At 57.5% G+C, this 3,480-nt stretch carries 4 protein-coding genes; 3 read left to right on the top strand and 1 reads right to left on the bottom strand.

The window, feature by feature from the left end; translation table 11 throughout:
- Nucleotides 1-134: 134 nt before the first annotated feature.
- Nucleotides 135-1,043 (bottom strand): M23 family metallopeptidase, encoded by a 909-nt coding sequence (locus tag V3W31_00350; GenBank protein MEE9613388.1) that lies wholly within the window; start codon nt 1,041-1,043, stop codon nt 135-137.
- A 371-nt stretch (nt 1,044-1,414) separates the two neighbouring features.
- Here V3W31_00350 and tolQ point away from each other — a divergent pair, with 371 nt between their 5' ends.
- Genes tolQ through V3W31_00365 form a run of 3 tightly spaced genes read left to right on the top strand, consistent with a single transcriptional unit; the run spans nt 1,415 to nt 3,428 of the window.
- Nucleotides 1,415-2,125 carry a protein TolQ gene (tolQ, locus tag V3W31_00355; protein MEE9613389.1) on the top strand — a complete coding sequence of 237 codons (711 nt, stop codon included), beginning with the start codon at nt 1,415-1,417 and terminating at the stop codon, nt 2,123-2,125.
- Between the two features lie 5 nt (nt 2,126-2,130).
- Nucleotides 2,131-2,532, top strand: coding sequence for a protein TolR (gene tolR / locus V3W31_00360; GenBank protein MEE9613390.1), 402 nt, complete (start codon nt 2,131-2,133; stop codon nt 2,530-2,532).
- An 11-nt stretch (nt 2,533-2,543) separates the two neighbouring features.
- Nucleotides 2,544-3,428 carry a cell envelope integrity protein TolA gene (locus tag V3W31_00365; GenBank protein MEE9613391.1) on the top strand — a complete coding sequence of 295 codons (885 nt, stop codon included), beginning with the start codon at nt 2,544-2,546 and terminating at the stop codon, nt 3,426-3,428.
- The last annotated feature ends 52 nt before the right edge of the window (nt 3,429-3,480 follow it).

Consider the following 3,480-nt stretch of genomic DNA (forward strand, 5'->3'; position numbering starts at 1 on the left):
CCACCGCACGGGATAATCCCGGTACGGGATGATCCCGTGCCGGGCCATCAAAAAAGCCCCGCCGGTTTTCCGGCGGGGCGGATATTTCAATTACGTTAGACCTCCCTGTTAGCCCCCCCCCTGTTAGACCCCCCTCAGTTAAGGATGTAGTTGTACGGGTTGACGGCTATCCCCTTTATGTGCACCTCGTAGTGGAGATGTGGGCCGGTGGAGCGGCCGGTGTTGCCTATGGCCGCTATCTTTTCACCCCTCTTTATCTTCTTGCCGACCTTGACGTAGCTCTTGGAGAGGTGCGCGTACCTCGTCTTAACCCCGTAGCCGTGGCTTACCTCGATGAGCTTACCCAGCGCGGCGGTCTTGGTGACCTTGGTCACTATCCCGTCGGCGGGGGCTATGACCTCGGTGCCCACCCTGTTGGCCACGTCAAGCCCCTTATGCCTCTGCGGGCGGCCGGTAAAGGGGTCGATCCTCTTGCCGTAGCTGGAGGTAAGCCACCCGCGGGCCGGCCATATGGAGGGCGTTGAGGCCAGGAGCGCCGACTGCTTCATGAGGTGTACCTGCAACTCCGTAAAGCTCGCCTCCTGCATGTCCGCGACGGCCTCGAGCTGGCTCAACTCCGCATGCATACGGTCGGTCATCGCGTTCCTCTTGCCATCGAGTGTGGGGAGAGCCTCGCCCTCCGGAAGCCCGCCGCCTATGCCGGTCAAGTCCTCAGGCTGGTTGGGCTTCTCGAGGTTCGCTATTATACGGAGTTTCTTGTCGAAAAGCTTGAGCTTGGAAAACTGCGCTTCGAGGTCGCCGGTTTTCTTCGAAAGTTTTTGGAGCTCTATCTTCTGGACGGTGTTCTCTTTCTTGACATTCGCAAGCTCCAGGGCCTTGGACGCCTTGTCGCCGTAGTCGTAAAAGATGTAGGAAAGCGCCAGGGCCAGTATTATAAGGAAGTTCCTGGCGGCCTTATAATAAGAAACCGGGAACTGGAACTGCCTGGGCTTATCGGTCGACTCGGGCGGTAAGATAATAATCGTGAAGCGTTTTTTAGTCAACGGTGCCTCCGGAAAACTTTTATTTACCGATACTGCATAAACCTGCTGCAACTGAATAGCCCGGCTGCATCACTTAACAGGCCTACTGCATCTAACAGGCCTACTGCATCGGTCTCACGCGCAACCCTGACCATCCCTTAGAGTGTCCCGGGTGGAAATTAAGGACGCACCTCGGCTTTTGCAACTAATAGAACCTTTCATTTTGTAACATGCGTAACCGGGGTTGTCAAGTGTTTTTAGGCCGGCCGCGCAAGTACCCTGCGCAGGTGGTTGACTTGAAACCGGCAAAGATGGTACAGTTATAAATTGGTGGCCGTTACCGTGGAGGGGGGAACTTATTGGACGTTGCAACTCAGACAGGACTGTGGGGTATGATATGGGGCGCCGGACTGGTGGTAAAGTTCGTACTGCTCCTCCTGCTCGTCGTCTCCGTACTCTCCTGGGCCATAATACTCTACAAGGTTAACCTCCTCCGGAAGGTGGAGAAAGAGACCTCGCTCTTCTACGACCTCTTCTGGAAAAAGAGGCAGTTTTCGCTGATAGCCTCGGTGGTCAAGAACTACCGCTTCACCCCCCTTGCCAAACTCTTTAGCTCCGTTCACGCAGAGCTCGGTCAGTCGGTCGCGGCCCGGGAGGGCCCGGTTGACCGGAGGACCAACATACACGCGGAAGAGATAGACCGGCTCGGGCGGCTGCTGAAAAGGACCGCCTCGGCCGAGAAGACCTCACTCGAAAAGTCCGTAACCTTCCTCGCGACCACGGGCAACACGGCCCCGTTCATAGGACTCTTCGGCACGGTCTGGGGGATAATGAACTCGTTCCGCAGCATAGGGGCCATGGGGACGGCGAGCCTGGCAGTGGTGGCCCCGGGCATAGCCGAAGCGCTCGTGGCCACGGCCATGGGGCTCTTCGCGGCGATACCGGCCGTCGTGGGATACAACCACATAATATCGAGGATAGACCGCCTGTCCGTGGAGATGGACAACTTCTCGACCGACATGCTGAACGTCATAGAAAAACAGATGAGGAAAACACAGGCGCAAAAGCACGGGGCGCTGGAGCCCGAACCCATGGAGAACTGAGAACAATGGCCGACAGGAGGGTGCTCTCACAGATAAACGTAACCCCGCTCGTGGACGTCATGCTGGTCCTCCTCATCATCTTCATGGTGACCGCGCCCATGATGCAGGAGGGCATCGAGGTCAACCTGCCCAAGGTAGAGGCCGCGGGGCTGCCCATCCCGGAGGAGCCGCTGGTGGTGACGGTCGACAAAAAGGGCAACACCTACCTTAACAGCGCAAAGCTCAAAAAAGGCACGCTCAGGAAAAAACTCGAGGCCATATACAAAAAGAGGAAGGACAAGACCATCCTGCTTAAGGCCGACCGGGCGGTCCCCTACGGGTTTGTCGTCGCCGCCATGAGCGAGATACGCAAGGCCGGCGTCTATAATATAGGGATGGCCACGGAGCCGACGACCGGGAGACGGTAGCGGAGGTCACTTTGCAGGGCATACTGAACCAGAGACAGCCGGGCCTTGCAAGGATGGTAAAGTTCTCCTTCCTGCTCCACGTCGTGGTTATATCGCTAAGCCTCATCGCCGTAAGGCTCACCCCTCCGAAAGTGTTCGTAACCCCGGTATACAGCGTTAACCTCGTGGACCCGGCGCTCTTCAAGCCCAAGCCCGTGAAAAAAAAGGTCGTAAAGAAAACAGTGGCGGCAAAGAAGAAGCCTGCCGTAAAGAAGAAAGTCGTAAAGAAAAAAGCGGCTAAGAAGCCCTCCCCCAAGCCCGAGCCCAAGGTCTCGGTGGCGGCGGCCATAGGCAAGATAGAAAAGGACGTCGAGAAGAAAGAGACGGAGACGCTCGTCGCCTCACGCATAGAGGAGATAGAGCGCAAACGCAGGGTCGAGGACGAAAAGGTAAAGGCGGACCTCGAAGATATAAAGAGGTCCGTCGTCGATGAAGAAGACATAAGGAAGAGGATCGAGGAGCTGAAGCGAGAGCTCGCCTCCGCCCGGACCACCGACCTGGAGGTCGAGGCCAGGACCCCGCTGCCCACACCCTCGCAGAGGGTTACTCGCGAGCTTTTCGACCTCGAGTTCAAGGCCTACTATAACGAGGTCGGGGCCAGGATACAGTCCATGTGGGTGTATCCGGGAGAGCCGCAAAAGGGGCTTGAGGGGTGGGTGTCCATAAAGATAGGGAGGGACGGGGACCTGAAGGAAGTGAAGATCGAAAAGAGTTCGGGCAACGGCATCTTCGACGGCTCGGCCATAAGGGCGGTAAAGAAGGCCGCCCCCTTCCCGCCGCTGCCGGAGGGGATACGGGGGGACTTCCTCGAGATAGGCGTGCGCTTCCACCCCGGCGGCGCCAGAGAGGTGCTATGAGAATGGAAAAAACCTTTCTTCCTCTTCCCGCGCTGCTCTTCGCCGTCCTGCT

It is taken from the genome of Thermodesulfobacteriota bacterium (assembly GCA_036482575.1).
Lineage (GTDB): Bacteria > Desulfobacterota > GWC2-55-46 > GWC2-55-46 > JAUVFY01 > JAZGJJ01.